General features: G+C 53.1%; 29 protein-coding genes. 10 read left to right on the top strand and 19 right to left on the bottom strand.

From position 1 onward, the window contains the following. The first annotated feature begins 32 nt into the window (after positions 1-32). The 9 genes from ppc (at position 33) to BLO43_RS13105 (ending at position 10,402) form a co-directional block, all read left to right on the top strand. Entirely contained in the window at positions 33-2,846 is a 2,814-nt protein-coding gene (gene ppc / locus BLO43_RS13145) for a phosphoenolpyruvate carboxylase (RefSeq protein WP_090907439.1), read from the top strand. A gap of 100 nt (positions 2,847-2,946) precedes the next feature. After that, positions 2,947-4,290: a tRNA (N6-isopentenyl adenosine(37)-C2)-methylthiotransferase MiaB gene (miaB, locus tag BLO43_RS13140; protein ID WP_090907438.1), complete on the top strand. Its 1,344-nt coding sequence runs from the start codon at positions 2,947-2,949 to the stop codon at positions 4,288-4,290. A gap of 353 nt (positions 4,291-4,643) precedes the next feature. After that, entirely contained in the window at positions 4,644-5,624 is a 981-nt protein-coding gene (locus BLO43_RS13135; protein ID WP_090907437.1) for a PhoH family protein, read from the top strand. A 22-nt stretch (positions 5,625-5,646) separates the two neighbouring features. After that, a complete protein-coding gene (gene ybeY, locus BLO43_RS13130) occupies positions 5,647-6,102 on the top strand; it encodes an rRNA maturation RNase YbeY (protein WP_254773471.1) in 456 nt (151 codons plus the stop codon). Positions 6,103-6,188: 86 nt separating this feature from the next. Next, a complete protein-coding gene (locus tag BLO43_RS13125; RefSeq protein WP_090907435.1) occupies positions 6,189-7,031 on the top strand; it encodes an HlyC/CorC family transporter in 843 nt (280 codons plus the stop codon). A gap of 30 nt (positions 7,032-7,061) precedes the next feature. Next, positions 7,062-7,577 (top strand): inorganic diphosphatase, encoded by a 516-nt coding sequence (locus tag BLO43_RS13120; RefSeq protein ID WP_254773466.1) that lies wholly within the window; start codon positions 7,062-7,064, stop codon positions 7,575-7,577. A 125-nt stretch (positions 7,578-7,702) separates the two neighbouring features. Then, the gene (locus BLO43_RS13115; RefSeq protein WP_090907433.1) at positions 7,703-9,628 is read left to right on the top strand and encodes an ATP-binding cassette domain-containing protein; all 1,926 of its coding nucleotides are present in this window, start codon (positions 7,703-7,705) and stop codon (positions 9,626-9,628) included. Positions 9,629-9,719: 91 nt separating this feature from the next. Continuing rightward, on the top strand, positions 9,720-10,049 hold the full coding sequence (locus tag BLO43_RS13110) for a c-type cytochrome (protein WP_254773465.1): 330 nt from the start codon (positions 9,720-9,722) through the stop codon (positions 10,047-10,049). Between the two features lie 26 nt (positions 10,050-10,075). Continuing rightward, the gene (locus tag BLO43_RS13105; RefSeq protein WP_041513966.1) at positions 10,076-10,402 is read left to right on the top strand and encodes a c-type cytochrome; all 327 of its coding nucleotides are present in this window, start codon (positions 10,076-10,078) and stop codon (positions 10,400-10,402) included. 83 nt (positions 10,403-10,485) lie between these two features. On the opposite strand, the gene BLO43_RS13100 is transcribed toward BLO43_RS13105, so the two are convergent. From BLO43_RS13100 to BLO43_RS13085, 4 genes are all read right to left on the bottom strand, one after another. Next, complete coding sequence (locus BLO43_RS13100) at positions 10,486-10,914, bottom strand: DUF1841 family protein (protein WP_090907431.1); 429 nt, start codon at positions 10,912-10,914, stop codon at positions 10,486-10,488. Positions 10,915-11,007: 93 nt separating this feature from the next. Then, positions 11,008-11,640 (bottom strand): endonuclease III, encoded by a 633-nt coding sequence (nth, locus tag BLO43_RS13095; RefSeq protein ID WP_090907430.1) that lies wholly within the window; start codon positions 11,638-11,640, stop codon positions 11,008-11,010. Between the two features lie 50 nt (positions 11,641-11,690). Beyond that, positions 11,691-12,371 carry an electron transport complex subunit RsxB gene (gene rsxB / locus BLO43_RS13090; RefSeq protein WP_090907429.1) on the bottom strand — a complete coding sequence of 227 codons (681 nt, stop codon included), beginning with the start codon at positions 12,369-12,371 and terminating at the stop codon, positions 11,691-11,693. Further along, on the bottom strand, positions 12,368-13,414 hold the full coding sequence (locus BLO43_RS13085) for a quinone-dependent dihydroorotate dehydrogenase (RefSeq protein ID WP_074634101.1): 1,047 nt from the start codon (positions 13,412-13,414) through the stop codon (positions 12,368-12,370). Before BLO43_RS13085 ends, rsxB begins: the two co-directional genes overlap by 4 nt. 255 nt (positions 13,415-13,669) lie before the next feature. Between BLO43_RS13085 and BLO43_RS13080 the strand changes: the two genes are divergently transcribed. After that, on the top strand, positions 13,670-14,605 hold the full coding sequence (locus BLO43_RS13080; RefSeq protein ID WP_090907428.1) for a tetratricopeptide repeat protein: 936 nt from the start codon (positions 13,670-13,672) through the stop codon (positions 14,603-14,605). A gap of 48 nt (positions 14,606-14,653) precedes the next feature. Here BLO43_RS13080 and BLO43_RS13075 read toward each other — a convergent pair whose 3' ends face one another. The 15 genes from BLO43_RS13075 to BLO43_RS13005 form a co-directional block, all read right to left on the bottom strand. Continuing rightward, entirely contained in the window at positions 14,654-15,400 is a 747-nt protein-coding gene (locus BLO43_RS13075; protein ID WP_090907427.1) for an arginyltransferase, read from the bottom strand. Beyond that, positions 15,384-16,082 carry a leucyl/phenylalanyl-tRNA--protein transferase gene (aat, locus tag BLO43_RS13070; protein WP_090907426.1) on the bottom strand — a complete coding sequence of 233 codons (699 nt, stop codon included), beginning with the start codon at positions 16,080-16,082 and terminating at the stop codon, positions 15,384-15,386. Before aat ends, BLO43_RS13075 begins: the two co-directional genes overlap by 17 nt. Positions 16,083-16,343: 261 nt before the next feature. Beyond that, on the bottom strand, positions 16,344-17,030 hold the full coding sequence (queC, locus tag BLO43_RS13065; RefSeq protein WP_090907425.1) for a 7-cyano-7-deazaguanine synthase QueC: 687 nt from the start codon (positions 17,028-17,030) through the stop codon (positions 16,344-16,346). A gap of 48 nt (positions 17,031-17,078) precedes the next feature. Beyond that, on the bottom strand, positions 17,079-17,771 hold the full coding sequence (queE, locus tag BLO43_RS13060) for a 7-carboxy-7-deazaguanine synthase QueE (protein ID WP_090907424.1): 693 nt from the start codon (positions 17,769-17,771) through the stop codon (positions 17,079-17,081). 41 nt (positions 17,772-17,812) lie between these two features. Beyond that, the gene (ybgF, locus tag BLO43_RS13055; RefSeq protein WP_090907423.1) at positions 17,813-18,667 is read right to left on the bottom strand and encodes a tol-pal system protein YbgF; all 855 of its coding nucleotides are present in this window, start codon (positions 18,665-18,667) and stop codon (positions 17,813-17,815) included. A gap of 2 nt (positions 18,668-18,669) precedes the next feature. Beyond that, positions 18,670-19,188, bottom strand: a complete 519-nt coding sequence (gene pal / locus BLO43_RS13050) for a peptidoglycan-associated lipoprotein Pal (protein WP_175443959.1) — start codon at positions 19,186-19,188, stop codon at positions 18,670-18,672. 39 nt (positions 19,189-19,227) lie between these two features. Next, on the bottom strand, positions 19,228-20,526 hold the full coding sequence (gene tolB, locus BLO43_RS13045; RefSeq protein ID WP_074630726.1) for a Tol-Pal system beta propeller repeat protein TolB: 1,299 nt from the start codon (positions 20,524-20,526) through the stop codon (positions 19,228-19,230). A 49-nt stretch (positions 20,527-20,575) separates the two neighbouring features. After that, the gene (locus tag BLO43_RS13040; RefSeq protein WP_090907422.1) at positions 20,576-21,442 is read right to left on the bottom strand and encodes a cell envelope integrity protein TolA; all 867 of its coding nucleotides are present in this window, start codon (positions 21,440-21,442) and stop codon (positions 20,576-20,578) included. An 8-nt stretch (positions 21,443-21,450) separates the two neighbouring features. Then, positions 21,451-21,870, bottom strand: a complete 420-nt coding sequence (tolR, locus tag BLO43_RS13035) for a protein TolR (RefSeq protein ID WP_254773464.1) — start codon at positions 21,868-21,870, stop codon at positions 21,451-21,453. A gap of 21 nt (positions 21,871-21,891) precedes the next feature. Then, the gene (tolQ, locus tag BLO43_RS13030; protein ID WP_074630725.1) at positions 21,892-22,578 is read right to left on the bottom strand and encodes a protein TolQ; all 687 of its coding nucleotides are present in this window, start codon (positions 22,576-22,578) and stop codon (positions 21,892-21,894) included. Next, positions 22,575-22,994: a tol-pal system-associated acyl-CoA thioesterase gene (gene ybgC / locus BLO43_RS13025; protein ID WP_090907470.1), complete on the bottom strand. Its 420-nt coding sequence runs from the start codon at positions 22,992-22,994 to the stop codon at positions 22,575-22,577. Before ybgC ends, tolQ begins: the two co-directional genes overlap by 4 nt. A 149-nt stretch (positions 22,995-23,143) precedes the next feature. After that, positions 23,144-24,187, bottom strand: coding sequence for a Holliday junction branch migration DNA helicase RuvB (ruvB, locus tag BLO43_RS13020; RefSeq protein ID WP_074630724.1), 1,044 nt, complete (start codon positions 24,185-24,187; stop codon positions 23,144-23,146). 125 nt (positions 24,188-24,312) lie between these two features. Next, complete coding sequence (ruvA, locus tag BLO43_RS13015) at positions 24,313-24,906, bottom strand: Holliday junction branch migration protein RuvA (RefSeq protein ID WP_090907421.1); 594 nt, start codon at positions 24,904-24,906, stop codon at positions 24,313-24,315. 119 nt (positions 24,907-25,025) lie between these two features. Beyond that, a complete protein-coding gene (gene ruvC, locus BLO43_RS13010) occupies positions 25,026-25,544 on the bottom strand; it encodes a crossover junction endodeoxyribonuclease RuvC (RefSeq protein WP_074630722.1) in 519 nt (172 codons plus the stop codon). A gap of 35 nt (positions 25,545-25,579) precedes the next feature. Next, the gene (locus BLO43_RS13005) at positions 25,580-26,305 is read right to left on the bottom strand and encodes a YebC/PmpR family DNA-binding transcriptional regulator (RefSeq protein ID WP_074630721.1); all 726 of its coding nucleotides are present in this window, start codon (positions 26,303-26,305) and stop codon (positions 25,580-25,582) included. Positions 26,306-26,425: the final 120 nt, after the last annotated feature.

Raw genomic sequence — 26,425 nt, 5'->3', positions numbered from 1 at the left:
TTCGCCCGTGTGTCGCAGGGAGAAATTGAGTTATGAGATCTCCTGCTACCCAGAATGGGGGTGTCGATAGAAATCCTACCGATGATAAAGACAGACCGGTAAAGGATGATCCCTTGCGCGAGGATATCCGCCTGCTGGGACGCATGCTGGGCGACACATTGCGTGAGCAGGAAGGGGAGCCTACTTTCGATCTGATCGAAAATATCCGCCAAACCGCGATTCGCTTCCGCCGCGAACAGGATCCCAAGGCGCGACAGGAACTGGACACGATACTCAATCAGTTGAGCAACAAGGCTACTGTGGCGGTCGTACGCGCATTCAGCCATTTCTCTCAACTTTCCAACATTGCCGAGGACATGCATCACAATCGCCGCCGCCGTACCCATCTTCGAGCGGGATCACCGCCTCAGGCGGGCAGTGTGGCACTGGCGCTTGATCGAGTCTTCTCCAGCGGAACCGATGGTGCCGCATTAACCAGATTCTTTGCCAAAGCGGTGGTTTCGCCGGTTTTGACCGCCCATCCCACCGAAGTACAACGCAAAAGCATACTTGATTGTCAGTTGACCATTGCGCACCTGTTGAATGAACGTGATCGCATGCAACTTACGCCCGACGAATTTCGAAGCAACGAAGAAGGGTTGCGCTGCGCCATTCAGATATTATGGCAAACTCGCATGCTGCGTCCGGAACGCCTTTCTGTGTATGACGAAATCAAGAATGGTCTGGCCTATTACCGATATACCTTTCTTACCGAGGTACCGCGTCTTTACGCGGAGATTGAGGATTTGCTTGAACGCCGGATGGGCGCGGGTGTACCGCATATCCCGCCGTTTTTACGCATCGGTAGCTGGATAGGTAGCGACCGCGACGGCAATCCCTTCGTTACACATGAGGTAATGTTGCACGCGGCTGAACGTCAATCGGCGCTGGCATTGGATTATTACATGGGTGAAGTGCACCAGATTGGCCGCCGGCTAAGCCTGACGGAACGCCTGGTAGGTGTAGACGACGAGTTGGCGGCATTGTCTGAGATATCTCCAGACCGCGCTCCCAGCCGCGTCGATGAACCCTATCGGCGCGCATTAATCGGTATTTATGCGCGTCTTGCCGCTACCAGCCAGGAACTTGGCCACGTCATCAGGCAAAGGCGCCCCGTCGGGCCCGCCGCACCTTACGCGGAAAGCATGGAGTTTGTTCATGATCTCGATATCGTCATTCACTCGCTCAAGCGGCACAAGTCGGACTTATTGGCACGCGGGGATTTACGTCATCTGCGCCGCGCCGCAGAGGTCTTCGGTTTTCATCTCGCCGCGCTTGACATGCGCCAGCACAGCAATGTGCATGAACAGGTGGTGGCGGAATTGTTCGAGTACGGCGCACATCAAAAAGGCTATTCCGGGCTGACCGAGGCGGAACGCATACAGTGGCTGCTGAATGAAATCAGTAGCCCTCGCCCCTTGCGTTCGCCTTATCTGGATTATTCCGAGCTTATCCAGGGCGAACTATGCATACTGCAAGCGGCTGCGGAAATTCAACGCCGCTTCGGCCGCGCGGCGCTGCCCAATTACATTATCTCCAAGACCGACGGTATCTCCGACATTCTCGAGGTCGCATTGCTGCTGAAGGAAGTGGGGCTGCTGCGAGCCGGAGAGACACCCTGTCTGCATGTCAATATCATTCCCTTGTTCGAGACCATCGCGGACTTGCGCGATTGCAGTCGTGTTATGGACGACTTGTTCTCACTGCCCTACTATCGCAAGCTCCTGGATTCGCGTGGCAATGTTCAGGAGGTTATGCTGGGCTATTCCGATAGCAACAAGGATGGCGGCTTCCTTACTGCCAATTGGGAACTCTACAAAGCCGAAACCGAGCTGACCAAGGTATTCGCCAAGCATAAGATTGAATTGCGCCTTTTTCATGGACGCGGCGGCACGGTCGGACGTGGCGGGGGTCCGAGCTATCAAGCGATACTGGCCCAGCCTCCGGGGAGCGTCAATGGTCAGATACGCATCACCGAGCAGGGTGAAGTTATCGGCAGTAAATACGCCGATCCGGAAATCGGGCGGCGCAATCTCGAAACGCTGGTCGCCGCCACGGTCGAGGCCACGTTGTTAAGTCACGATCCCCTGGGCGAACGTGCCGCCGAATATTACCTGATCATGGAGGTGCTTGCGCGCGATGCGTTCGCCGCTTATCGCAATCTGGTCTATGAAACACCGGGCTTTAAACGCTATTTTCAGGAATCCACGCCGATAAGGGAAATCGCTGGGCTTAATATTGGCAGCCGCCCGCCATCACGCAAGCAATCCGATCTGATAGAAGATCTACGCGCCATTCCCTGGGTTTTCAGCTGGAGCGTCAATCGGGCAATGATTCCCGGCTGGTACGGCTTTGGCACAGCCGTGGAAGCGTTTCTCCAGCGCGAAGACCAGGGCGGAAAAGGACTGGAATTTCTACAGGAAATGCACCGCACTTGGCCTTTCATGCAAACGCTGCTTTCCAACATGGACATGGTGCTGGCAAAAACAGATATGGGTATTGCCTCACGCTACGCTGAACTGGTTAGCGATATTGAACTACGTGAAGAAATTTTCGGCCGCATCCAGGCGGAGTGGGACCGCAGCGTAAAATGGTTATTCGCGGTAACGGGCCGCACAGAATTGCTACAGGACAATCCTACTCTGGCTCGCAGTATTCGTAACCGCACCCCCTATATTGATCCACTGAATCATCTGCAGGTAGAGCTGTTACGCCGTTATCGCTCGGGGGATGCCGCTGATACAGTAAAGCGCGCCATACAACTCACCATTAACGGGGTGGCTGCCGGGTTGAGAAACAGCGGTTAACCCATTCTATGATACTCCACGTTTTTATCGCGGTTGAAGCCACGATGCCACGCCCATCAGCAGCGGCATTTAATAAATTGACGAGACTTTCAGTACAGTCATGGTAAAAAAACTTTACATTAAAACCTTTGGCTGTCAGATGAACGAATATGACTCGGATAAAATGGCGGATGTGCTGCATGCTGCGCAAGGCATGGAGAAAACCGACAATCCCGCCGATGCCGACATAATCCTGTTCAATACCTGCTCAGTAAGAGAGAAAGCCCAGGAAAAAGTATTTCATGATCTGGGACGCGTCCGGCATTTGAAAAAATCCAACCCCAATTTACTCATCGGCGTAGGGGGATGCGTCGCCAGCCAGGAAGGCGCCGAAATTGTGAAGCGCGCGCCATACGTAGATCTGGTATTTGGCCCGCAAACCCTGCACCGGTTGCCACAATTGATTTCAGCACGCCAGGTTACCGGCCGTCCACAGGTGGATATCTCCTTTCCCGAGATCGAAAAATTCGACCATCTGCCGCCTGCACGATCCGAAGGTGCGACCGCCTTCGTTTCCATTATGGAAGGATGCAGCAAGTATTGCAGCTTTTGCGTGGTGCCTTATACGCGGGGTGAGGAAATCTCACGCCCTCTGGGCGATGTGCTGGTGGAAGTTGCAAGACTGGCAAATCAGGGAATCAAAGAGGTGACGCTGCTGGGGCAGAACGTGAACGCATATCGAGGCGCAATAGAGCACGCGGAAGAAGATGAAATTGCGGACTTGGCGCTGTTGCTGGAATATATCAGCGAAATTCCCGGTATCGAACGCATTCGTTACACGACGTCTCATCCCAGAGAAGTCACTTCACGGCTGATTGACGCCTATATCAAGTTGCCGAAACTGGTGAGTCATTTGCATCTGCCGGTTCAGTCGGGCTCGGATCGGATACTGGTGGCAATGAAACGTGGCTATACGACGCTGGAATACAAATCCATCATCCGCAGGCTCCGGGCCGCCCGTCCTGACATTTCTCTTACATCTGATTTTATTATCGGCTTTCCCGGTGAAACTGAAGCCGATTTCGAAGCAACCATGAAGCTGGTTGAAAGCGTAAACTTTGATGACTCCTTCAGCTTCGTTTATAGCCCGCGCCCCGGCACGCCGGCCGCGGGACTGCTTGACGATACTCCCTACGAAATCAAACTGGAGCGCTTGCAACGCTTGCAGGAGAAGATCGAACAGCAGGCGCAAGCTATCAGTCAACGCATGATTGGTTCAACACAGCGCGTTCTGGTGGAGGGCATATCCAAAAAGAATGCCGACGAGCTTTGTGGGCGCACCGACAACAATCGCATGGTGAATTTCCCCGGAGACCCGGTAACAATCGGTCATTTCATAAACATTCAAATTACTGCCACGCTATCCCACTCGTTGCGGGGTGAAATCGTGAATAGTCAATGCTAGCAGCCTGTGGGACTTGAAGGATCAAAGCGGAAAAGTGACTGGGCAAGGATAGGTTTTAAGGATTTTGAAGGCTAATAGTTGTCTTCACTGACCGAAAAAGTAGTGAAATATGGACCGGTCAGACGTTTTTGCAGCCGATTTCCTTCAAGTCAGACAGGTTGCAAGCCCAGATATTTCACCAGCCGGCCCAAAAATTATCGTAAGCGGCATGAGGTAATCGCATTGGGTGAATAGTGTTGAAATCCAGTTTGGATCGCCGGCTTCCGGTGAAATATCCGGGCTAGACTTTCATTTCTTGCAAAGTGTGCCGGTCACTGCGAGAATTAAGCCCTTACAATTGCCGCACCGAGCCTTTGAAACCCCAGCCTGTCGAAATTTCATTTTCTCCGATCGATAATCAGCGCCTCGCCAACCTGTGCGGGGCGCTTGACGAGAATCTCAAGCAGATCGAAACCGTGCTTGATGTCATCATTGCACGACGAGGAGAACATTTCAGTTTGCGTGGCAAATCGGCCCAGACTTTGCTTGCTGCGGAAGCGCTGCGAAATTTTTACAGTCAGGCACAGCAGCATCTGGGTATTGAGCAAATTCAATTGGGCTTGATCGAGGTGATGAATCCTCATCATTCGGTAAAGCATGCCGCTGCCGGCGCGCTGGCGGAAGAACCAGCCGTGCCGGTGCTGATAACCCGGCGCAGTGATTTGCGCGGCCGAACACCGCGTCAGGTGCAATATCTGCAACAAATCCAGAAGTATGATATTACGTTTGCCATTGGTCCGGCAGGCACCGGAAAAACTTATCTCGCTGTGGCAAGCGCGGTTGATGCGCTTGAACGCGACATGGTGGCGCGCATTGTTCTGGTGCGCCCCGCGGTGGAGGCTGGCGAACGCTTGGGTTTCCTGCCGGGTGACCTGGTGCAGAAAGTGGATCCTTATTTGCGCCCGCTCTATGATGCGCTTTACGATCTGATGGGGTTCGATAAAACCAGCAAACAGTTTGAGCGCAGCGCGATTGAAATTGCGCCACTGGCTTTCATGCGCGGGCGCACGTTGAATAAATCTTTCATCATTCTTGATGAAGCGCAGAACACGACGCCGGAGCAGATGAAAATGTTTCTGACTCGTATCGGTTTCGGCTCCAAGGCAGTAGTAACGGGTGATGTCACGCAGATTGATCTGGCCAAGCATCAGAAAAGCGGCCTGGTAGAGGCCAAACAGGTTCTCGGAAAAGTGCGTGGCATCTCGTTTACCCATTTTGGTGCTGAGGATGTGGTGCGTCATCCGCTCGTACAAAGAATTGTCAACGCCTACGAGAAATATGAAAGGCAGGAGTAACGTTTCCGAGCTTTCCGAAGAAATGACTCACAAGGAAGCAAAACTGAAATTGACAACACAATACGCAACCCATGACAGGAGCGTTCCCGCCCGGCCGCAATTCCGCAAGTGGGTCAAAGCCGCGCTGATGCAAGATGCCGAGATTGTGCTGCGCATTGTGGATGAACCCGAGGGCCGCAGCCTCAACCAGGATTTTCGCGGCGGAGACCACGCTACCAACGTGCTGACTTTCGTATACAACCATACTCAGCCCCTGTCTGGCGATATCGTGCTGTGTGCTCCGGTGATAGTAAAAGAAGCCGGTCAGCAGAATAAAAGCCTGGCGGCACATTACGCTCATCTCACCGTGCATGGCGTCTTGCACCTACAGGGCTACGACCACGACAATGATGCCAGCGCAATGGTAATGGAACAACTGGAAACTGAAGTTGTCATGAGGCTGGGATATGACGGCCCGTACAAGGATATCAGCGGATAAACTGAAGACTCTGATTTCGGGCGAAATGACTGCTTGATTCATGCGGCCCCCAAGTTTACTTCTTACTTACCTACCGGCACATCAATATGGATGACCCTCCCAAGCCAGGCTGGCTCGAACGCTTCAGTGCTCTGGTTCTGCGCGAACCAGGGGATCGGGAACAACTGACGGCATTACTGCATTCCGCCTATGAGCGAAATCTGTTCGATTCTGACGCGCTGAGCATGATCGAAGGGGTAATACAAGTATCCGAAATGCAGGCGCGCGATATCATGATCCCGCGTTCGCAAATGAATGTGATCGACATTAGCGAGCCTCCGGAAAGATTCATACCCTCGATTATCGAGACCGCGCATTCACGCTTTCCTGTCATCGAAAACGATAAAAACAATGTGATCGGAATCCTTCTGGCGAAAGATTTACTGCGCTATTACGCCGGAGAGGAAACATTTAACGTGCGCGAGATGCTGCGGCCGGTGGTATTTATTCCCGAATCCAAGCGACTCAATGTGTTACTCAAGGATTTTCGCAGTAGTCGCAATCACGTCGCCATCGTAGTGGATGAATACGGTGGCGTGGCGGGGCTGATAACCATCGAAGATGTACTGGAGCAAATCGTCGGCGACATTGAGGATGAGCACGATTTTGACGAGGTTGAAGACAATATCGTGCCGGATCCCGGCGGTCATTACCGTGTCAAAGCGGTGACGGAAATTGCGGATTTTAACGAAAGGCTTGGAGCAGAATTAAGTGATGTGGATTACGACACCATAGGCGGCCTGATACTGAACAAATTCGGCCGGCTCCCCAAACGGGGTGAATCGGTTACCATCGGCACTTTCAAATTCATCGTGCTTCGCGCCGACAGTCGCAGGTTGCATACACTGCTGGTGGAAAAAAATGAGGGTGCGGTCCGGGAGCCTGGTTGAGATACGGCCAGCGTCCAGGGGATTCGGACGGTGAATGACGCGGACGATTGCCCCCCGCACGTAGACCATGGGATGCCGTCCGAACCCCCGGTAGTGGAGGTGGTAATCGAGGTTCCACAAGGCAGTTTCCTTAAACGTGGCTCCACGGGCGGCATTGATTTTATCTCTCCCCTGCCATGTCCCTTCAATTATGGCTCCGTACCGAATTACGTGGGCCTTGAGGGTGACCTTCTCGATGCAGTGGTGCTCGGACCACGCCTGCCGTATGGCACGCGGATACGAGTCAAAGCCTGGGGAGCCATCATTTTGACAGACCGCGGCATGACGGACGATAAACTCATCTGTAGTGACCAATCTCCGGACCTGCTGCAACGCCAGCGGGTCATACAATTTTTCCATTTCTACGCGAAGTGCAAAGGGTTGTTGAATATCTGGCGAAGCCGGCCGGGACGCAACGCGTGCGAGGGTTGGTGCGACGCAGTTCAGGCGCTCGCTCGCGCGCGGCCGCGAGACGGTACGTGGCAGGGGCCACCGCTTGATTTCTGATGAAGCCTGCTCCGTCAACGAACGAATCACAACCGGAAGCAGAAGAATAGATTTTTGCCAAGGCTTGCCAAGCATGGCAGAATTGCGCCCCCTGTTAATTATGCTGAAGTAGCATTTCCCCCATCATGCCTCTCCTCACTCTCGAAAAAGTCAGCCTTGCTTTCGGACATCATACACTGCTTGATCACGTGGATTTGCAGCTGGATTCCGGCGAGCGCATTGGCCTGATCGGCAGGAATGGTGGTGGTAAATCAAGCCTGCTGCGTATTCTGGCAGCCGAAAACAGACCGGACGATGGCAAAATCTGGCGCGCACCCGCCTTGAGGCTGGCTTACGTGCCGCAGGAGCCGGAACTGGATACGGCTCTCACGGTATTTCAGGAAGTATCCAAAGGATTGGGTGCAATCAGTCAAACGTTATTCGAGTATCACGAGGTTTCTCATGCCTTGAGCGACGACACGGGAGATACCAGCGAGCTTCTTTCCCGTTTGCAGGATTTGCAAGCCGAGCTGGAGACCCAGGATGGGTGGCGCATCCAGGGAAGGGTAGAAACCGCCATTGACAAACTTAATCTTCCCACCGATGCGTTGATCGGACAGCTTTCCGGCGGACTAAAAAAGCGTGTTGCGCTAGCCCGCGCATTAGTGGTATCTCCCGACGTGCTACTGCTGGACGAACCGACAAACCATCTGGACTTTCTCTCTATCGAATGGCTGGAAGGACTCCTTCGAGATTTTACCGGAAGCGTACTATTTGTTACCCATGATCGTCGCTTTTTAAATAACGTGGCAACACGAATTATCGAGCTCGATCGAGGAAATTTAACCACTTTCCCCGGTAATTTCGCTGAATATCAGCAGAAGAAAATGGAATTGCTGGAAATCGAGGCAACCCATAATCAGAAATTCGACAAGGTGCTGGCACAGGAAGAAGTGTGGATACGCAAAGGAATCCAGGCGCGCCGTACCCGAAATGAGGGTAGGGTACGGCGGCTGGAAACATTGCGGCTGGAACGCGCCGCTCGCCGCGAACGAGTAGGGACCGTTCGTCTCAACGTGGACGAGGGCGCGAGATCCGGGCGAATGGTCGCCGAATTGGAGCACGTCAGCAAAAGCTACGGCGATAAAACTGTCATCGAAGATTTTTCCTGCCGCATCCTGCGCGGCGACCGCGTCGGATTGCTGGGCCCCAACGGTGCGGGAAAGTCCACCTTGCTCAAACTGATACTGGGTGAGCTGCAGCCTGATACCGGCAATGTGCGGCAGGGGACCAAGCTCGCAGTCGCCTATTTTGATCAGATGCGCGAACAATTGAATGAGGAAGCGACCTTGATCGAGACTATCAGCCAGGGCTCCGATTTTATCGAGATCGGCGGAGTTAGGAAGCATGTGATCAGTTACCTGGAGGATTTTTTGTTTGCGCCCGCGCGGACGCGCTCGCCGGTAAAATCGCTCTCTGGCGGAGAGCGTAACCGGCTATTGCTGGCACGCTTGTTCACCCGCCCTGCTAACGTACTGGTTCTGGATGAGCCAACGAACGACCTGGATATTGAAACGCTGGAACTGCTTGAGGTATTGCTGCAAAACTATTCCGGCACACTGTTCCTGGTAAGCCATGATCGGGAATTTCTTGATAATGTGGTAACCCAGGTGATCGCATTCGAAGGGGATGGCGTATTGCGGGAGTACGTGGGGGGCTACGAAGATTGGATCCGGGCAAAAAATATTTTAAAAACAGTGACAAAACCGCAATTAGACAAACAGCAACCCGCGATCTCAAGGGAGAGAATGCAAGAACCGGCCGCTCGCGTCAAATTGGGTTACAATGAAACGCGCGAACTTGATGAGTTGCCATCAAAAATCGAGACGCTGGAGCGTGAGCAAGCCGAAATTACCCGCCAGTTATGTTCTCCGGCCATTTACCGCGATTGTCCGGATGAAGCCAGAACCCTGCAAGGACGCCTTGCTGCCATTGAAGCGGAACTCCTGACCTATCTCGCCCGATGGGAGGAACTGGAAGCGAAACAAGCGACCCCAAGACAGAAGAAATAATGATAAGTTCCCATATATTCTGCTACTTTATTCGTTGACCGGGAATGGTACATCGTTTAGAGTCGCTCTTTTTGAAAAGAGGGCACTCATAATGAAAAGACCAGCAATAATGAATATATTGGCATGGGGTCTGCTCCTGGCATTCACCGGCGCCGCTCAAGCAGCCGGTGACCCGGTGGCGGGCAAGCAGAAAAATGCCATGTGCGTCGGTTGTCATGGTATAGAAGGATACCGGACATCCTATCCCACAGTTTATCAGGTCCCGAGACTAGGCGGCCAACATGCTGAATACCTGATCAAGGCTCTTCAGGCATATAAAACCGATGCCCGCAGTCATCCCAGCATGAAAGGTATCGCTGCCACCCTTTCCGACCAGGATATGGAAGACCTGGCCGCTTATTACGCCGGTTCCGGAAAATAATTTATTCATTACGCAAGGAAGGTCTTATGAAAAATTTTATTATTGCCGCAGTAAGCGGCGCATTGCTTCTGATTTCCGGTCAGGGGATAGCAGCCAATATTGAGGCTGGGAAGAAAAAGGCGGCTGAAGTTTGCGCCGCATGTCACGGCCCTGACGGCAACAGTCCCGCTCCAGCTTTTCCCAAGATTGCCGGGCAGCATGCGAGCTATATCGAAAAATCCCTGAATGAGTATAAGTCAGGTGCCCGCAAAGATCCCATCATGGCCGGTATGGCTGCGGCGTTGAGTAAAGAAGACATTGAAAATCTGGCGGCCTATTTTGCCAGTCAATCTGGTTTGAAAACCAAATACTGATGAGGTAAGCGGCCAGGAAAGCTTTTTTCTGTCCGCTTGTCCAGCGTGTAATAAGCAAGACAAAGCGTCTCATCAAGTATCGATCAATTCTCCCATCGATCCAGGCATTCAAAGTAAACGGTAGAATCGAACGCTGATTGGCTGCGTTGCGCTTGCCAGATCATCTCCGCCAGGCACTCCATGATTTGATGCATTACGGCATGTTCATCGCCGGTTTTCGTCAGCAGCCGCTCAAAGCGTTGGCGAATTCCCACAGGCTGGTCTATCGAAAGCTGTTCCCTGATGGCGATATGCATGCTCATATGCAGAAATGGATTGGTATCGCCCATTTCAGGCAAATAGTCCTTGTCTTGATAGCGCGCTGTGTCATCAAGCATGGCATGGTACTCCGGATGCAGCAAAATGACCTCGAGCGCTATGTTTTCCATCGCCGAAAGCATTTCTCTCTGCCGGTATTTGCGCCATGCGTCGAAGAAAAATTGACGCGCTTGTTCTCTGGAAGGATTAAACATTTAACCTGAATCCGATAGTTGAACGAGGGATGGAGTGTTCAATCTTTGGAATACGGGGCAAAGCAGCATCCAATCGACAAGGGATATTCTTCATTAAAGATTTTTGTCCTTGTACTCGCATAAATCATTAATGACGCATATGGCGCATTTTGGTTTCCTCGCTACACATACGTAGCGCCCATGTAAAATAAGCCAGTGATGAGCATCGTGACGGAATTCTTTTGGAATATGCTTTAGCAGTTTCAACTCCACCTCCAGCACGGTTTTCCCGGGTGCGATTCCGATACGGTTGGCGACACGAAAAATGTGGGTATCCACTGCGATAGTGGGTTCGCCGAAGGCAGTGTTCAATATTACATTGGCCGTCTTGCGTCCCACACCGGGTAATTTTTCCAGCTGTTCCCGAGTTTGCGGCACCATGCTGCCGTGATGCTCAATAAGCAGGGCGCAAGTCGCCAGAATATTTTTTGCTTTAGTTTTATATAATCCGATGCTCTTGATGGCATCTCGCAAACCGGCTTCACCCAGGGCGAGAATTTTCTCCGGCGTATTGGCCTTGAGAAACAGTTTGCGGGTTGCGAGATTCACGCTCTTGTCAGTGGCTTGGGCGGAGAGCACTACCGCTACCAGCAACTCGAATGGTGAGCTGTACTCCAACTCGGTAGTGGGATGAGGATTAATTGTCTTGAAACGGGTAAAAATTTCACGGCGAATGGTTGAATTCATGAGTTTTTGGGGGAGAAGCTATTATCGACCAGTGCTATTATATGATTCAGTTACCCAGCCCGGCCAACGTTGGCACGTTCCAGCGCAGCCTGGATAACGGCTTTCTTGAAATCACTGTTTGAGGAACCGCTTACGGATCTCACTACTCCGGTTTTTTGTGCAAGCCTCTCTTCCCGCTCCTGTTTCTCGCGCTCAAGCCTTTGTAGCCTGAACCGGTAACGCGCACGCGCGCGATCGGCGGTCTTTCTTTTCTGATCTTCGTGCGCCGGCAGGTCCTCGATCGGCGCACAAGATTCAGCCCTGGCGCTACTGACGGGTTGCTTAAGGGGAATCATACTGATGCAATCCACCGGACATGGCGCGATACACAGCTCGCAGCCAGTACATTCCGCGGCAAATACAGTATGCATTTGCTTGGCCGCACCCACAATGGCATCGACCGGACAAGCCAGGATACAAAGCGTGCAGCCAATACAGGCCTGCTCGTCGATAACCGCTACCGCCTTCGGCTTTGTCATGCCGTGCTTGCTATTCAGCGGGATAGGGCTCACTCCCAGCAGCTCCGCCAATTTGCGTATCCCCTGCTCACCGCCGGGAGGGCACTGGTTAATGGCGGTGCGGCCTTCCGCGATGGCCGTCGCATAAGGTTCACAACCAGAGAAGCCGCATTGGCGGCACTGCGTTTGCGGCAGGATGGCATCGATTTTCGCGATAAGCGAATCTCTGTTCATCCTGAACCCGAGCGTAAAAGATCTGGCACAGGCGATGCGCAAAGCGCACGTGCCACTTCGCTTACCAGACGAGGACCACGATAAATCAGGCCGCTGTAAATTTGCACCAGGCTTGCCCCCGCATCGATTTTTTCCTTTGCGTCCGCCGCGCACATGATGCCGCCCGCGGCGATGATGGGTATCGCCCCTTGCAACACAACGTGCAGATGACGGACAACCGCTGTGGCGCGTTCTTTAAGCGGGGCGCCGCTTAACCCGCCCTTCTCGCCGGCATGAGGCAATGCTTCCGCACCAGCCCGGGAAAGCGTGGTATTCGTGGCGATAACTCCGTCAATCTGATGTTTCATCAGCAGGGCCGCGATGGATACAATTTGCGACGGCTCCAGATCAGGAGCAATCTTTACCGCCAGGGGCGTGTATTTGGCATGCTCATCCGCGAGTTCCATTTGCTTCGATTTCACTAGGCCCAATAAATGATCGAGCTCCTCAGCGTTTTGCAGTTGACGAAGATGGGGCGTGTTGGGGGAAGAAATGTTGACGACAACGTAGCCGGCGTGGCGATAGACTTTGCTCAGACAAATCAGATAATCATCCGCGGCTCTTTCCACCGGCGTATCAAAATTTTTACCGATGTTAATACCGAGTACGCCGTGGTAATTCGATCGCCTGAGATTCGCCACCAGGTTGTCCACTCCCTGGTTATTGAAACCCATGCGGTTGATAATGGCGTTTGCCTCGGGGACGCGAAACAAACGTGGCTGGGGATTACCCGGCTGGGGGCGGGGGGTAACGGTGCCGATTTCGATAAAACCGAAGCCGAGCGAGGCAAGCGTCTCAAGGTACTCGCCGTTCTTGTCCATGCCGGCGGCCACCCCGACAGGATTGGGAAAATCGAGACCCATGACACTGCGCGGCTGGCAGGGTATCGGGCCACCGGTAAGCAACCCAAGCCGACGAACTTTCTCGACCGCGCTGAACGTGAAGCGATGGGCCGTTTCGGGATCAAGACTGAATAGCAACGGACGGAGTAGTGAATAGAGCATGGAACCCATTTTAACCCGGAACTGTAGTGAGTCTGTTAAACGATATTCCGGGATTGGTAACAACAAACGTAAAACAGTGTCTATCCGAAAGGAACGGGAGATTGCACCTCGGGTGATATCCGCAAAGATCTTGCGTGGTACACGTTATCGCAAACCATCCAGAGTATCCGGTTGCACCCGGTCCAGCTATTTCTTCTGATGAATTGAATTCACGGATCATTCGTTATTATCTGCATGGTATAGGGGGATGCGCTTATGAAGCGGGCTATTTTTTCTTTTGTTCTCATTCTCGTGGTGATTGGCGGACACGCTCAGGCCGCTGCGGAATGGGAAATGCTCAATTCGGAGGTGGAATCCCTTTATCAGCAGGGAGACTATATCCAGGCCACCTCAGTGGCGAAGAAGGCGCTGCAAACAGCCGAACAAACCCGGGATCCCCTTCATCCCGACGTGGCCACGAGTTTGAATAGCCTTGCCTTATTGCATAGTGCACAGGGTCAATATACCCAGGCCGAACCGCTTTTCAAGCGTGCACTGGCCATTTTTGAGAAATCGGCTGGCCCGGAGAGCCCCGAAGTCGCGGCGAGCCTGAATAATCTTGCGACGCTGTACAGAAATCAAGAGCAATATGCGCAGGCCGAGCCGCTCTACAAGCGTGCGTTGGCGATTGATGAGAAAACCCTCGGCCCGGATCATCCCAATGTCGCCATCAGCCTGAACAACCTCGGCCAGCTATACGAGGCTCAGGGACAGTATGCGCAGGCTGAGCCGCTTCTCAAACGCGCGCTGGCGATTTTAGAAAAGGCGCTCGGCCCAGATCATCCCAATGTTGCCATAAGCCTGAACAATCTGGCTCAACTATACCAGGCCCAGGAACAATATGCGCAAGCCGAACCGCTTTATAAGCGCGCATTTGCCATTTCAAAAAAAGCGTTCGGCCCGGATCATCCGAACGTGGCACTCAGTCTGAATAACCTGGGAGGATTGTATAGAGACCAAGGGAAATTCGCGCATGCGGAGCCGCTTTTCAAGCGCGCGCTGGCGATTTCTGAAAAAACGCTTGGCCCGGATCATCCCAATGTTGCGACGAGCCTTGAAAACTTGGCGCAGCTATATCGTGATATTGGCTATGCAAGCAAAGCGACGCCTTTGGAGAAACGTGCGGCAACCATACGGAAAATGCAACGATAGAACACCACGAGACATTTGATTATCATCGCGCATGGCATAGCGCAGTTTCTACACGAAACTTCTGCTTTGTATGTTACTCAACGGCTCCCATTGCCCATCAGTCAAGCCTTGTAACGGCCTGAAACCGGCTTTGTATGCCATTTTTCGGCTTTCCTTGATCCAATATCCTAGATAGAGATAGGGAAGTCTTAGCGCAAGACACTGTTGCGCTTGCCACAGGATATTGTAAGTGCCAAAGCTCGCCCCCGGCACATCCGGATCGAAAAAGGTATAGACAGACGATATCCCGTCGGGCAGTTTGTCGATGATGCTGATCATGCGCAGTTGCCCGTTTTCGTGGAACTCAACCAGCCTGGAATTGACGTTGCTTGGCAGCAGAAAATGGCGATATTGTTCGCGACTATCGCGATCCATGCCGCCACCATAATGACGTTGCGTCTGATAGCGCAGATAGAGTGCGTAGTGGTCCGGGTGATAATACAGATCGTGCTGCGTTGCAACCAGGTGCTGGTGCCGTTTCCAGGAGCGGCGATGAGTGCGCCTGAGAACCAATTCATCAACGGCAATCCGTACGGGTACACAAGCGCGGCAGTTATCGCAGTAAGGACGATAGGTAAATGCGCCGCTGCGGCGGAAGCCGGCCTTTACCAGTTCGCCATAGACACCGGTATCGATCAGATGACTGGGTGTCGCCACCTGTGACCGTGCTAATTTTTCCGGTAGATAGCTACACGGATAAGACGCGGTAGTATAAAACTGTAGTACCGATGAAGGCAGATCATTCAATTGGCTCATGATCGAAGCACCATTTTTCAACTCGCTCGGTATAGTTTACCAATTCTTTTAATTTCTGACCAAATTCCTCCCGGGAAATTTCACGCCCGCCGAGGGAAGCGAGATGCGTGGTTTTCATTTGGCAGTCGATCATGTGGAAACCCCAGCGTTCCAGTTGTTTTACCAGATGCACGAATGCAATTTTGGAAGTATCCGGGATGCGGGAGAACATCGATTCTCCAAAAAATACCTTTCCCTGAGAAACGCCGTATAGCCCACCCATTAACTCGCCGCGCATCCAAACTTCGACGGAATGGGCCACCCCCATTTCATGCAACGCAGTGTAGGCTGAGATCATTTCCGCGTGGATCCACGTCCCGGGTTGCTCCCCGCGCGGCGCGGCGCACGCTTGCATAACCTCGCTAAAAGCGTTATCGACACGAATTTCATAGTTATCCTTCTTCAGCGTTTTTCTTAGCGATCGAGAGATTTTAAGCTCACCTGGAAACAGCACCATGCGCGGATCGGGGCTCCACCATAGAATCGGTTCACCCTCGTTAAACCAGGGAAAAATTCCGCGGCGGTAGGCTTCGATCAGACGCTGTGGCGAGAGATCTCCACCTGCGGCAAGCAGGCCGCTGGGCTTGAGAAGCGCAGTGTCCAACGGGGGAAAATGAGATTCAGGAGTGAGCCAGGGAATCATGCAGGAGGGAATGATCAGTACGAGTTATCGCTGAAATTCTCAGATTTCCGGTCATCAATCAAATTAAATGCCAAGTGATACGGTGGGCAACAAATCATGGCCCCTCATTTTCAGCTCAACACCATGAGCTGAAAAGATTTTTGCAGCACTTCCTATTCCCTTCGGAGGCGTGTTTCCCATCGTAGCAAACTTATCAAGGAATAAAGATTAAATAAAGAAAAAATCTTTGTGAATCATGATACTAAAATAAAATATAGCCAGTCAACCGCCGGATTCGGGTTTGTAACGTGTCACATCCGGCACATCCGCTGATTCAAACCCCGCTTGGCGTAATCGGCACGAATCGCATACGCCGCAAGCCAGCCCTGCTTCATTCGCTTGATAGCACGACACCGTCAGGCTGTAATCCACGCCCAGCGAAATTCCCTGCAGAATAATCTCCGCCTTCGACAAATTGATGAGCGGCGCATGAATGCTCAGCCTGGCACCTTCGATTGCGGTTTTGGTGGCCAGATTCGCCATTTCTTCAAATGCCGCGACGTATTCCGGGCGGCAATCCGGATAGCCGGAATAGTCCACCGCATTCACGCCAACAAAAATATCGCAGCTTTTGAGTACCTCGGCCCAAGCCAGGGCAAGCGACAGCATGATGGTATTTCGGGCTGGGACGTAAGTAACGGGGATACCCGTTTTCGTTCCTTCGGTTGGTACAGCAATGGATTTATCAGTGAGCGCCGATCCGCCGAACGTGCTCAAATCGACTTTTATGATTTTATGCTCACAAGCGCCAAGGAACCGCGCCACTGTCGCAGCAGCAGCCAGTTCCGATCCGTGGCGCTGTCCATAGTCCACGCTTAAAGCATAACACTCATATCCGCTATTGCGGGCGACGGCGAGCGTGGTGGCGGAATCCAGCCCGCCTGATAAAAGCACCACTGCCTTTATCATAAGGATAGTGCTAAGAACACGGGCTTACGAAGCATACCCGTCTGCTTATCATCGCCCCGGCCCCTCACCCCACAGCAGCTTGTGCAGCTGGATCTGTACCCGTACCGGCAGACGATCACGTAGCACCCATTCCGCGAGTGTTGCGGGAGCAAGCTTGTCGTAAACCGGCGAGAATAAGAGGGGGCAGATGAGATCCAGTTTACGCTCACGTATTACTTCAACCGCCCATTGATAATCCGCTTCATCACACAGTACAAACTTGACTTCATCGTGGCGGGTAAGATGGTCGAGATTGGACCATTGGTTTTTCTCCGCTTCCCCGGAACCAGGGGTTTTGATGTCCAGAATTCGGGAAACACGCGCATCCACCTTGGAAACATCCAGTGCACCGCTGGTTTCAAGTGAAACCGAGTAACCGGCATCGCACAACAATCGGAGCAGGGTCAGGCATTCTTTCTGCGCCAGGGGCTCGCCACCGGTGACCGTAACATAATGAGGCGCATAGCTGGCAACCTCCGCCAGAATGGCGGAAATTGATAGGCTCTTACCCCCGTAGAACGCATATCCGGTGTCGCAATAACCGCAACGCAAGGGACATCCGGTAAGGCGCACAAATACTGTGGGCAACCCGGCACGGCTAGTCTCTCCCTGCAGAGAAAAAAATATTTCGCTGATGCGTAAATTTACCGCATCGGCAGGTTGCGTAATGGTGTGTTGCGACGGAAAAGGAGTATGAACCATCTAGAGGGTGCGCCATCACCACGAAAGCGGATTCTGGTGCGCTATTTTCTGCTGGCCAGCCGCTGCTTGGCCTTTTGTGCCGCGTCGCTCCCCGGATATTTGGCAATAAGATTTTCCAGGGTCTTCTTGGCAGCAGCTTTCTGATTCATTTCCTGCTGGCTACTGGCAATGTTAAGCATCGCATCGGGAGCCTTGGAGCTAGCGGGGAACGTGGCGATCAGTTTTTCCTGAGTACTGATAGCGTTCTTGAAGTCACGCTTCGCGTAATAAGCATTACCGGTCCAGTAATGAGCGCTCGGCACAAGGCTGGACCCCGGGTAGCTTTTGATAAATTGCTTGAACTGGGAAATGGCATCTTGATATTTGGCATTCTTGAAGAGGCTATAGGCCGCTTCGTATTCACGGCTCTCCAGGGTGTCCGTTGGTGCGGCACTTGCCGGGGGTGGAATCACCGCGACAACCCTGGCAGGCGTCTCGATGCTAGGTTCCGGTGCGGCCTCAGACTTGGTGGCGGGCGGAGCGGGAGATTCTGAAGCGGCGGATTCATCCGGCTGCTCCAAGCGCCTCAATCGACTATCCAGATCAATGTAAAAATCCTTCTGCCGCTTCTGCGTCAACTCGTTCTCATTGACCAGAACTTCAATCTGACCCTGCAACTTGTTCATGTCGAGCCTGAGCGTCTCGATCTGGTTGTGGAGTTCCAATAGCGGCTGATCGTTGAGCGTTTCTTCAAGTTTGACAATACGTGCTTCCAGCGTCCGCCCTTGATTGCGCAGATCTCCAATCAATGCCTGCTGTGCCGCGATCTGCTTACGCGCTTCCTCGTCGTCGAATAGTCCGGCGTAACTGGCATTACAACCGATCAGTAACGATAACCAGAAAGCGCGCAACCGCACGGTTACTCGCCCTGATAGCGGATATCAGTGCGGCGGTTCTCGGCCCACGAGGATTCATCATGGCCTGTCGCCCGGGGTTTCTCCTCACCCAGACTGACGGATTCGATCTGGGATTCCTTGGCGCCCGACAATGTCATGGCGTTCCTTACCGCATCGGCGCGGCGCTGACCCAGTGCGAGGTTGTATTCCCGGCTGCCGCGTTCATCGGCGTTACCTTGCAACAGCACTCTGGCATTTCCATTGTCGCGCAGATACTGGGCATGGGCCTGCACCAGAGATCGATATTCATCCTTCACGACGTAGCTATCGAAGTCAAAGTAGACGCTGCGTTTGGAGAGGATATTGTTTGGATCGGTAAGCGGGTTCAGGTTGGGTACGGCCCCGGTTGTAGGACCGCCGCTTTCCACCGCCCCCGACTGGGTGCCGATGGACTTGTCCTCCACCTCAGCGGAGGGCTTCGTACTCTGGCTGGAGCATGCCACCAGCAAACTGATCAATAACACGCCAAATATGTTTTTCATGTGCATTCCTTTATAGTTGACTAGATATGGCATTCGGAATTATTGCAGCCCTGGCAAAGGGCCCCACGCCGGCTCTCTTACATCACCAGCTTGTGTTGAAAGCTGTTGCCTTGTTCTGCCATCACTTGATACCGCAGATAATATACCACGGCCCTTTACCTCGGTCGCATACAAAATGATCCTGCCGTTGGGCGCAAAACTGGGAGACTCATCGAATCTCGAATCAGTTAGCAATTGCACCTGACGGGTTGCCAGATCCTGTGTCGCGACATTGAATTTATCACCGTTACGATGAATAAAGGTAAAGCTTTTTCCATCCCGGCTGTAATCGGGACTGACATTATAGCTGCCCTCGAAGGTAAGGCGCTCCGCCATTCCCGATGGGCGTCCCGTTATTTGCATACGATAGATTTGCGGACTGCCACCGCGATCGGAAGTAAAAATGATCGACTGGCCATCAGGCGAAAAGCTGGGTTCAGTATCGATTCCGGAACTCTGGGTGAACCTTTGCAAGCCGCTGCCATCAGCGTTAATCAAAAAAATCTGCGAGCCACCCACCAGAGATAGTACCACCGCCAGTCTCTTTCCGTCCGGCGACCAGGCCGGTGCGCTGTTGCTCCCCTTGAAATTGGCCACCGCCTTGCGTGTCCGCGTTGCAAGGGTCTGCACATAAACTACCGGCTTCTTGTTCTCGAAGGATACGTAGGCCAGTTGCTTGCCATCCGGTGACCACGCGGGCGAAATAATCGGCTCGGTATACTCAATCACCGGTTGAGCATTAAACCCATCGGCATCCGCTACCTGTAATGAATATTTTTTACCTTCTTTCACCACATAGGCGATACGGGTGCTGAATACCCCTACATCACCGGTTAATTTTTCATAAATCAGATCCGCTATTCGATGTGCGGCGGCACGCAACTGCCCTACGGGAACGGTTTCAGTATAGCTGGCCAATTGCACCTGTTTTGCGACGTCCAGCAGACGGACACGCACGGCTACCTGGCCGCCGGGCAGGGCCGTGGTGCTGCCGATTACCAGCGCATTGGCGCCGCGATTGATCCATTCTGAATAAACGACTTCGACGGGCTCGTGCGGCGCAAGGCCGGCCGGATCAACCATTCTGAACAAGCCACTGCGCTGCAAATCTGCAGCCACCACCGGTGTAATACCCTGATTGAGCTTTTCCTCCGCGGCGAAGGGAACAATAGCGATAGGAATCTGTGTCGCACCCCCGCCAAAAATTTCGATGTCGAGTGCGGCATGGGCGGGCGTGCCAATCAGCCACAGGAACAAGACAAGGACATATGGGAAAAATTCAGGCGAGCGAATCTGCATAGAAATAACTCTTAGGAAGTTCGCGATGGTGCGGTGAATTATACCTCAGTCATTCACGATAATGTACCTTGAGGCTTAAATTACGGAATTTTGGAAATAATGCGGGATCGGGTGGCAAGGGAAGTGGTTTGGCCAGAAAAATGGCGCGCTCCACCGCGCTGTCGAAAGCGGCAAACCCGCTGCTTTTACGCAACTTGACATCGAGAATGTCACCGCCGGGCAACAGTGTAACGTCGAATTCCGCGACCGGGTTGCCTGGTAAATCGGGCGGCATGATGATATGGCTTTTGATTTTAGCCAGTATTTTGGCCTTGTATTCCGCTATTTCATTTCCCAGGCGAGACTGCGCCGCCGCCTGTGCCTGAAGCTTGTTATTCGCTTCCTGCTCTCGCTGAAGCTGCTCTACCTCGGCGGCTACCCTTGCTTGCTGGTCCTTCAATTCCTTTTCTTTCTGCGCCTTCAGTTCTTGCTCTTTCTCCTTTTTCTCTTTTTGCTCCTTTTCTTTTTGTTCCTTTTCTTTTTGCGCTTTCAGTTCTTTTTCTTTCAGTTCTTTTTGATCTTTTTCTACCGGTTGCTTCTTTTCCAAGGGCTTAGGTTTCTCAATCTTTTCCTTGAGTGCGATATCCGGCTTGGGGGGCGGGGGTGGCGTCTGTGGTTCCGGTGGCCGCGGCTTTACTTCGGGCGGCGGCTGGACAGGCGCGGGTGCCGGGGGTGGCGGCGTTGTTTGGGTAACCGGTGGCTGCGGCTGCGGTTGGGGCAGATTACTCCATAAATCCACCATCATGACGTCCGGCGGATAAGTTTTCCAGTTGAGACCGAAAATCATGAACGCGAAAAAAATGATATGTACCAGCACCGCCAGCACGCCTGCCGGTATGCGCCCTGGCTCAACATGCGGGGAGCCTCGCAATGCCATCCCGCCGGTCAAGATTTCGGCCTGGCCAGCAGCCCCACCTTCTTCACCTGCTGCTGTTGCAGAATATCCATCACATTCGTTACTTCTTCGTAACGCACACTTTTGTCGGCGGCGATCACTACCGCCTGCTCAGCGTTTTGCGCCTGCTTCCGTTTGATTGCATCGACCAGCTCGGTCCGGCTAACTTTTTGTTCACCGCCTGACGTGGCGCGATCGTGCAATCTCAGGCTACCGTCGGCTTTGATGATCACTTCCAGCGGCGCAACCGGGGGCGTGAGTGACTTGCCAATTTGCGGCAATTCAATCTGACCAGGACTGATAAGCGGCGCCGTAATCATGAATATCACGAGCAATACCAGCATTACGTCGATGTACGGCACGACGTTTATTTCATTCATCAGACGGCGTTTGGCGCGGCGCTCAGTCACAATATCTGTCCTTCGAAATCCTTATCCGGTTGCTTGCCGCTGTAACACATTGGACAATTCTTCCATGAAACTCTCGAAACGGGTCGCCAGCCGATCTATGTTGTTAGCATAACGATTATAGGCGATGACCGCGGGAATCGCCGCAAACAAACCCATCGCGGTCGCTATCAATGCTTCCGCAATGCCCGGTGCGACATGAGCAATGGTGGCCTGGGTAACGTTGGACAGTCCCCGGAAAGAATTCATGATTCCCCAGACGGTGCCGAACAAGCCGACGTAGGGACTTACCGAGCCCACCGTCGCCAGAAAGGAAAGATGCGATTCGAGACTGTCCATCTCTCGCTGATAGGTGGCCCGCATGGCCCGGCGTGTACCATCCATCACGGTACTGATATCCATCCCCGGCTGGCGCTTGTGTTTGATGAACTCACGGAACCCCGCCTCAAAAATCCGTTCCATACTCCCTGCCGTATGACGCGCGCTGGCGGCGCTTTGGAAGAGCGCATTGAGATCGGGGCCTTTCCAGAAAACATTCTCGAATTCATCGCTCTGCTTTATCGCCTGACGGATGACAAATAGTTTGCGAAAGATAAACCACCACGACAAAAATGACGTCACCAGCAATAACGCCATCACCAGTTGCACCGGCAGGCTGGCGCTGCCGATGAGGTGGAAAAGGGACATATCCTGCGTTACCGATGCGCTCATGAGAGTTTTCCAAGTTTATGACGCAGCGGCGCGGGCACGCTTACTGGTTTGAGGCTGTCGGCGCCCACACATACCGCATGGACAGTGGCGCTGGCCACAGTGACTTCGCCACGCAGCATATGCTGGGAGAGTGTTATGCGGCATCTGCCTAGTTCGGTAGGCTGCACGGCCACTTGTAACAAATCATCCAGCAAAGCTGGTTTGAAGTATTCAATATTGAGTGAACGTATCATGAAAATTACCTTGTGAGTCTGAATCAATGAATGAATATCAAATCCCAGTTCCCGCAACCATTCGTAGCGGGCGCGCTCCATGAAATCAAGATAAGTTGAATGATAAACCACTCCGCCCGCATCGGTGTCCTGATAATAAACCCGGACCGGCAGGGTGAAAATAGTCTTGTCTGAATTTACCATCAAGTCGTCATCTTCTGCCGTTGTTCTCATATATTTTCAAAAGATTTGCGAATCTGAATTCGCAAATAAGAATGCTGGAATGGATAAATAGAGTGAATCTCTAAAATATTTTCTTACCGATTCCCACGTTCTACTGATGACCAGGACTGCTATTGACTATCTTCCCATAACTCGCCGCTCAACCCGTTCTTCGGTAGCGCCATGCCGAAATGCCGATAGGCGATGACCGTGGCCATGCGGCCACGCGGGGTGCGCTTCATATAGCCCTGCTGGATCAGGTAGGGTTCCAGCACGTCTTCGATGGTGCCACGCTCTTCGCTGATAGCGGCGGCGAGATTATCCACGCCCACCGGACCCCCGCCGAATTTTTCCATGACGGCCAGCAGCAGCTTTCTGTCCATCACGTCGAGGCCGATGAGATCCACATCCAGCATGATCAATGCCGCATCCGCCACCGGACGGGTAATGTAACCGTCGGCTTTCACTTCAGCGAAATCGCGCACCCGCCGCAGCAGGCGGTTGACGATGCGTGGCGTGCCGCGCGAGCGGCGCGCGATTTCCACCGCTCCATCGGGAGAAATTTCAACATTCAACAACCCCGCCGAGCGCGTGACAATTTTGGTCAGCTCTTCCACTGAATAAAACTCCAGCCGCGAAATAATGCCAAAGCGATCACGCAACGGGTTGGTCAGCATGCCCGCGCGCGTGGTGGCGCCCACTAGGGTAAACGGTGGCAAATCGAGCTTGACCGATCGCGCCGCGGGACCTTCGCCAATCATGATGTCAAGCTGATAATCCTCCAGCGCGGGGTAAAGAATTTCCTCCACCACCGGTGAAAGACGGTGAATTTCGTCGATAAACAGCACATCGTTGGGTTCAAGATTGGTCAACAGCGCCGCCAGATCACCGGGACGCTCCAATACCGGACCGGAAGTCTGACGCAGGCTCACGCCCATCTCTCTCGCAATGATATGGGCAAGCGTGGTTTTGCCCAAACCAGGCGGGCCGAACAGCAGCACGTGATCGAGCGCTTCCCGGCGTCGCCTTGCCGCTTCGATGAATATCTGCAACTGCCCGCGAATTTTTTCCTGACCGACGTATTCATTCAGGTGCTTGGGACGCAGCGCACGCTCCAGCTCTTCTTCCTGAAGAGAAACGGGTGCAGAGGCGATTAATCGATCGGTTTCAATCATTCAAGTAGCAGGTTTCGCCCGATTTGCACATCGGGGATAAATAAATTCTTCTTAATAAGAGGGCTTCCCACGCTACGCTTATCCATCCTGCGTGACTACCTCAACCTTCGATCTTCAGCAGCACACTACTTATCTTTAGATAAGAACTTCAACGCCTGCCGTATGCCGTCGGAGACGGCAATGCCCGCAGGTAATTGCCTGGTCGCCCAATTGGCTTCACGCTCATTATATCCCAGAGATAATAGGGCATTGAGCACGTCACTGCCATCTCTTGACGCCGAGACTCCTCCTCCCGCCGCAGTTGCGCCAGTCATGCCGGCATCGAGCTTGTCGCGCAATTCCAGCAGTAAACGTTCGGCGGTCTTTTTACCAATACCGGGGATTTTGATCAGCCGTCCGCTATCCTGAGCTGCCACCGCTTGATGCAGATCGGCTACGCTCAAGCCAGACAGCAAGGCCAGCGCGGTTCTCGCGCCGACACCGGAAATCTTTACGAGTTGACGAAAGGCTTGCCGCTCTGCTTCGGTGGCGAAACCAAAAAGTAAATGCACGTCTTCGCGAACTACGAGATGAGTGTGCAGCGTGATTTGCACACCGATGGCGGGCAAATTATAGAACGTGCTCATCGGTACGTCGATTTCATACCCCACACCCTGAACGTCGACCAGCACCAATGGTGGAAACTTTTCCAGCAACAGTCCCGTTATTCTGCCGATCATCCTAAACCCAGCGGCTGAACAGGGAATTCATCATGAAAGTGAAATTCAAGTAGCATAAAGTATCTCTGTACATCATGGCGCTAAACTGGAAAATGAGCGATCGGCCGCCGGATTCAGGATCAAACGAGCCGCCCGCGTTTCATGCGGTAGCCTGCTGTCGAAATTCCGCCCAACCCCAATCCGCCGTGGGCATGGCAGATAGCGCAGGCAAGCGCATCCGCTGCATCTGCGCTGGGGCTGCCGGCAAGCTGTAACAACCGCATCACCATGTCCTGCACCTGTTCTTTCTTCGCATGACCTTTGCCTACCACCGCCTGCTTGATCTGTAGCGCGGTATATTCGGCAACAACGAGATTATTCAATACCGCCGTGCAGATCGCGGCTCCGCGCGCCTGTCCGAGCATCAACGTGGATTTTGGATTGACATTGACAAACACCTGCTCCACCGCGACCTGATCGGGACGGTGCTGCGCGATGACTTCATTCAGATGGTCCATTATGGACTTCAGGCGCGACGGCAGTTCGCCGTCCAATGTCTTGATACATCCGCTGCCGACATAGGCTAGCTTGTTGCCCGTCTTATCGATGACCCCGAACCCAGTAATACGCAAGCCGGGGTCTATGCCAAGAATACGAATACGCTGGACTCCTTTTTCACCTGCCGGATATAAATCTATTCATCAATCACCGCCGTCGTATAGACCTCCTGCACATCGTCGATACTTTCCAGCGCGTCCAGCAGTTTTTGCATTTTCACCGCCTCGTCGCCCGCCAGCGTGGATTCGTTGGCGGGTTTCATGGTCACTTCGGCGAGTTCCGCCTTGAACCCGGCTTTCTCCAGCGCCGCCCTGACGCCAACGAACTCATACGGTGCGGTAATGACTTCGATGCTGCCATCGTCATTGCTGACCACATCTTCCGCGCCCGCTTCCAGCGCCGCTTCCATCAGCTTATCCTCGTTGGTGCCGGGTGCAAAAAGCAGTTGCCCGCAGTGCTTGAACATGAACGCAACCGAGCCGTCGGTGCCAAGATTGCCGCCATACTTGGTGAAAGCATGACGCACATCCGCGACCGTGCGCACACGGTTGTCGGTCATGCAATCGACCAATACGGCCGCCCCGGCGATTCCGTAACCTTCATAACGTATCTCTTCATAATTCACGCCCTCCAGATCACCGCTGCCGCGCTTGATTGCACGCTCCACGTTATCTTTAGGCATGTTTTGCTCGTATGCTTTATCGACCGCCAAGCGCAACCGGGGATTACTGGCGGGGTCCCCTCCGCCGAGCCGCGCGGCGACGGTAATTTCCTTGATAAGCCGGGTGAAAATCTTGCCACGCTTGGCGTCCTGCGCAGCTTTCTTGTGTTTGATATTAGCCCACTTGCTGTGACCAGCCATGATGCGTATGCCTTATGTCTCTTTGTTGGAGTGAGTGCAATGTTACCATCCCGCATGCCGTGGATAAAGCGCGAGGAAACCATACTCAAGGCAACATATGCCCCGGAAGGAATTATTCTC

The sequence above is a fragment of the Nitrosospira sp. Nsp13 genome, assembly GCF_900101945.1.
GTDB classification, from domain to species: domain Bacteria; phylum Pseudomonadota; class Gammaproteobacteria; order Burkholderiales; family Nitrosomonadaceae; genus Nitrosospira; species Nitrosospira multiformis_D.
The sequence above is the reverse complement of the archived record's forward strand: the minus strand, read 5'-3'. Positions and strand labels throughout refer to the sequence as shown.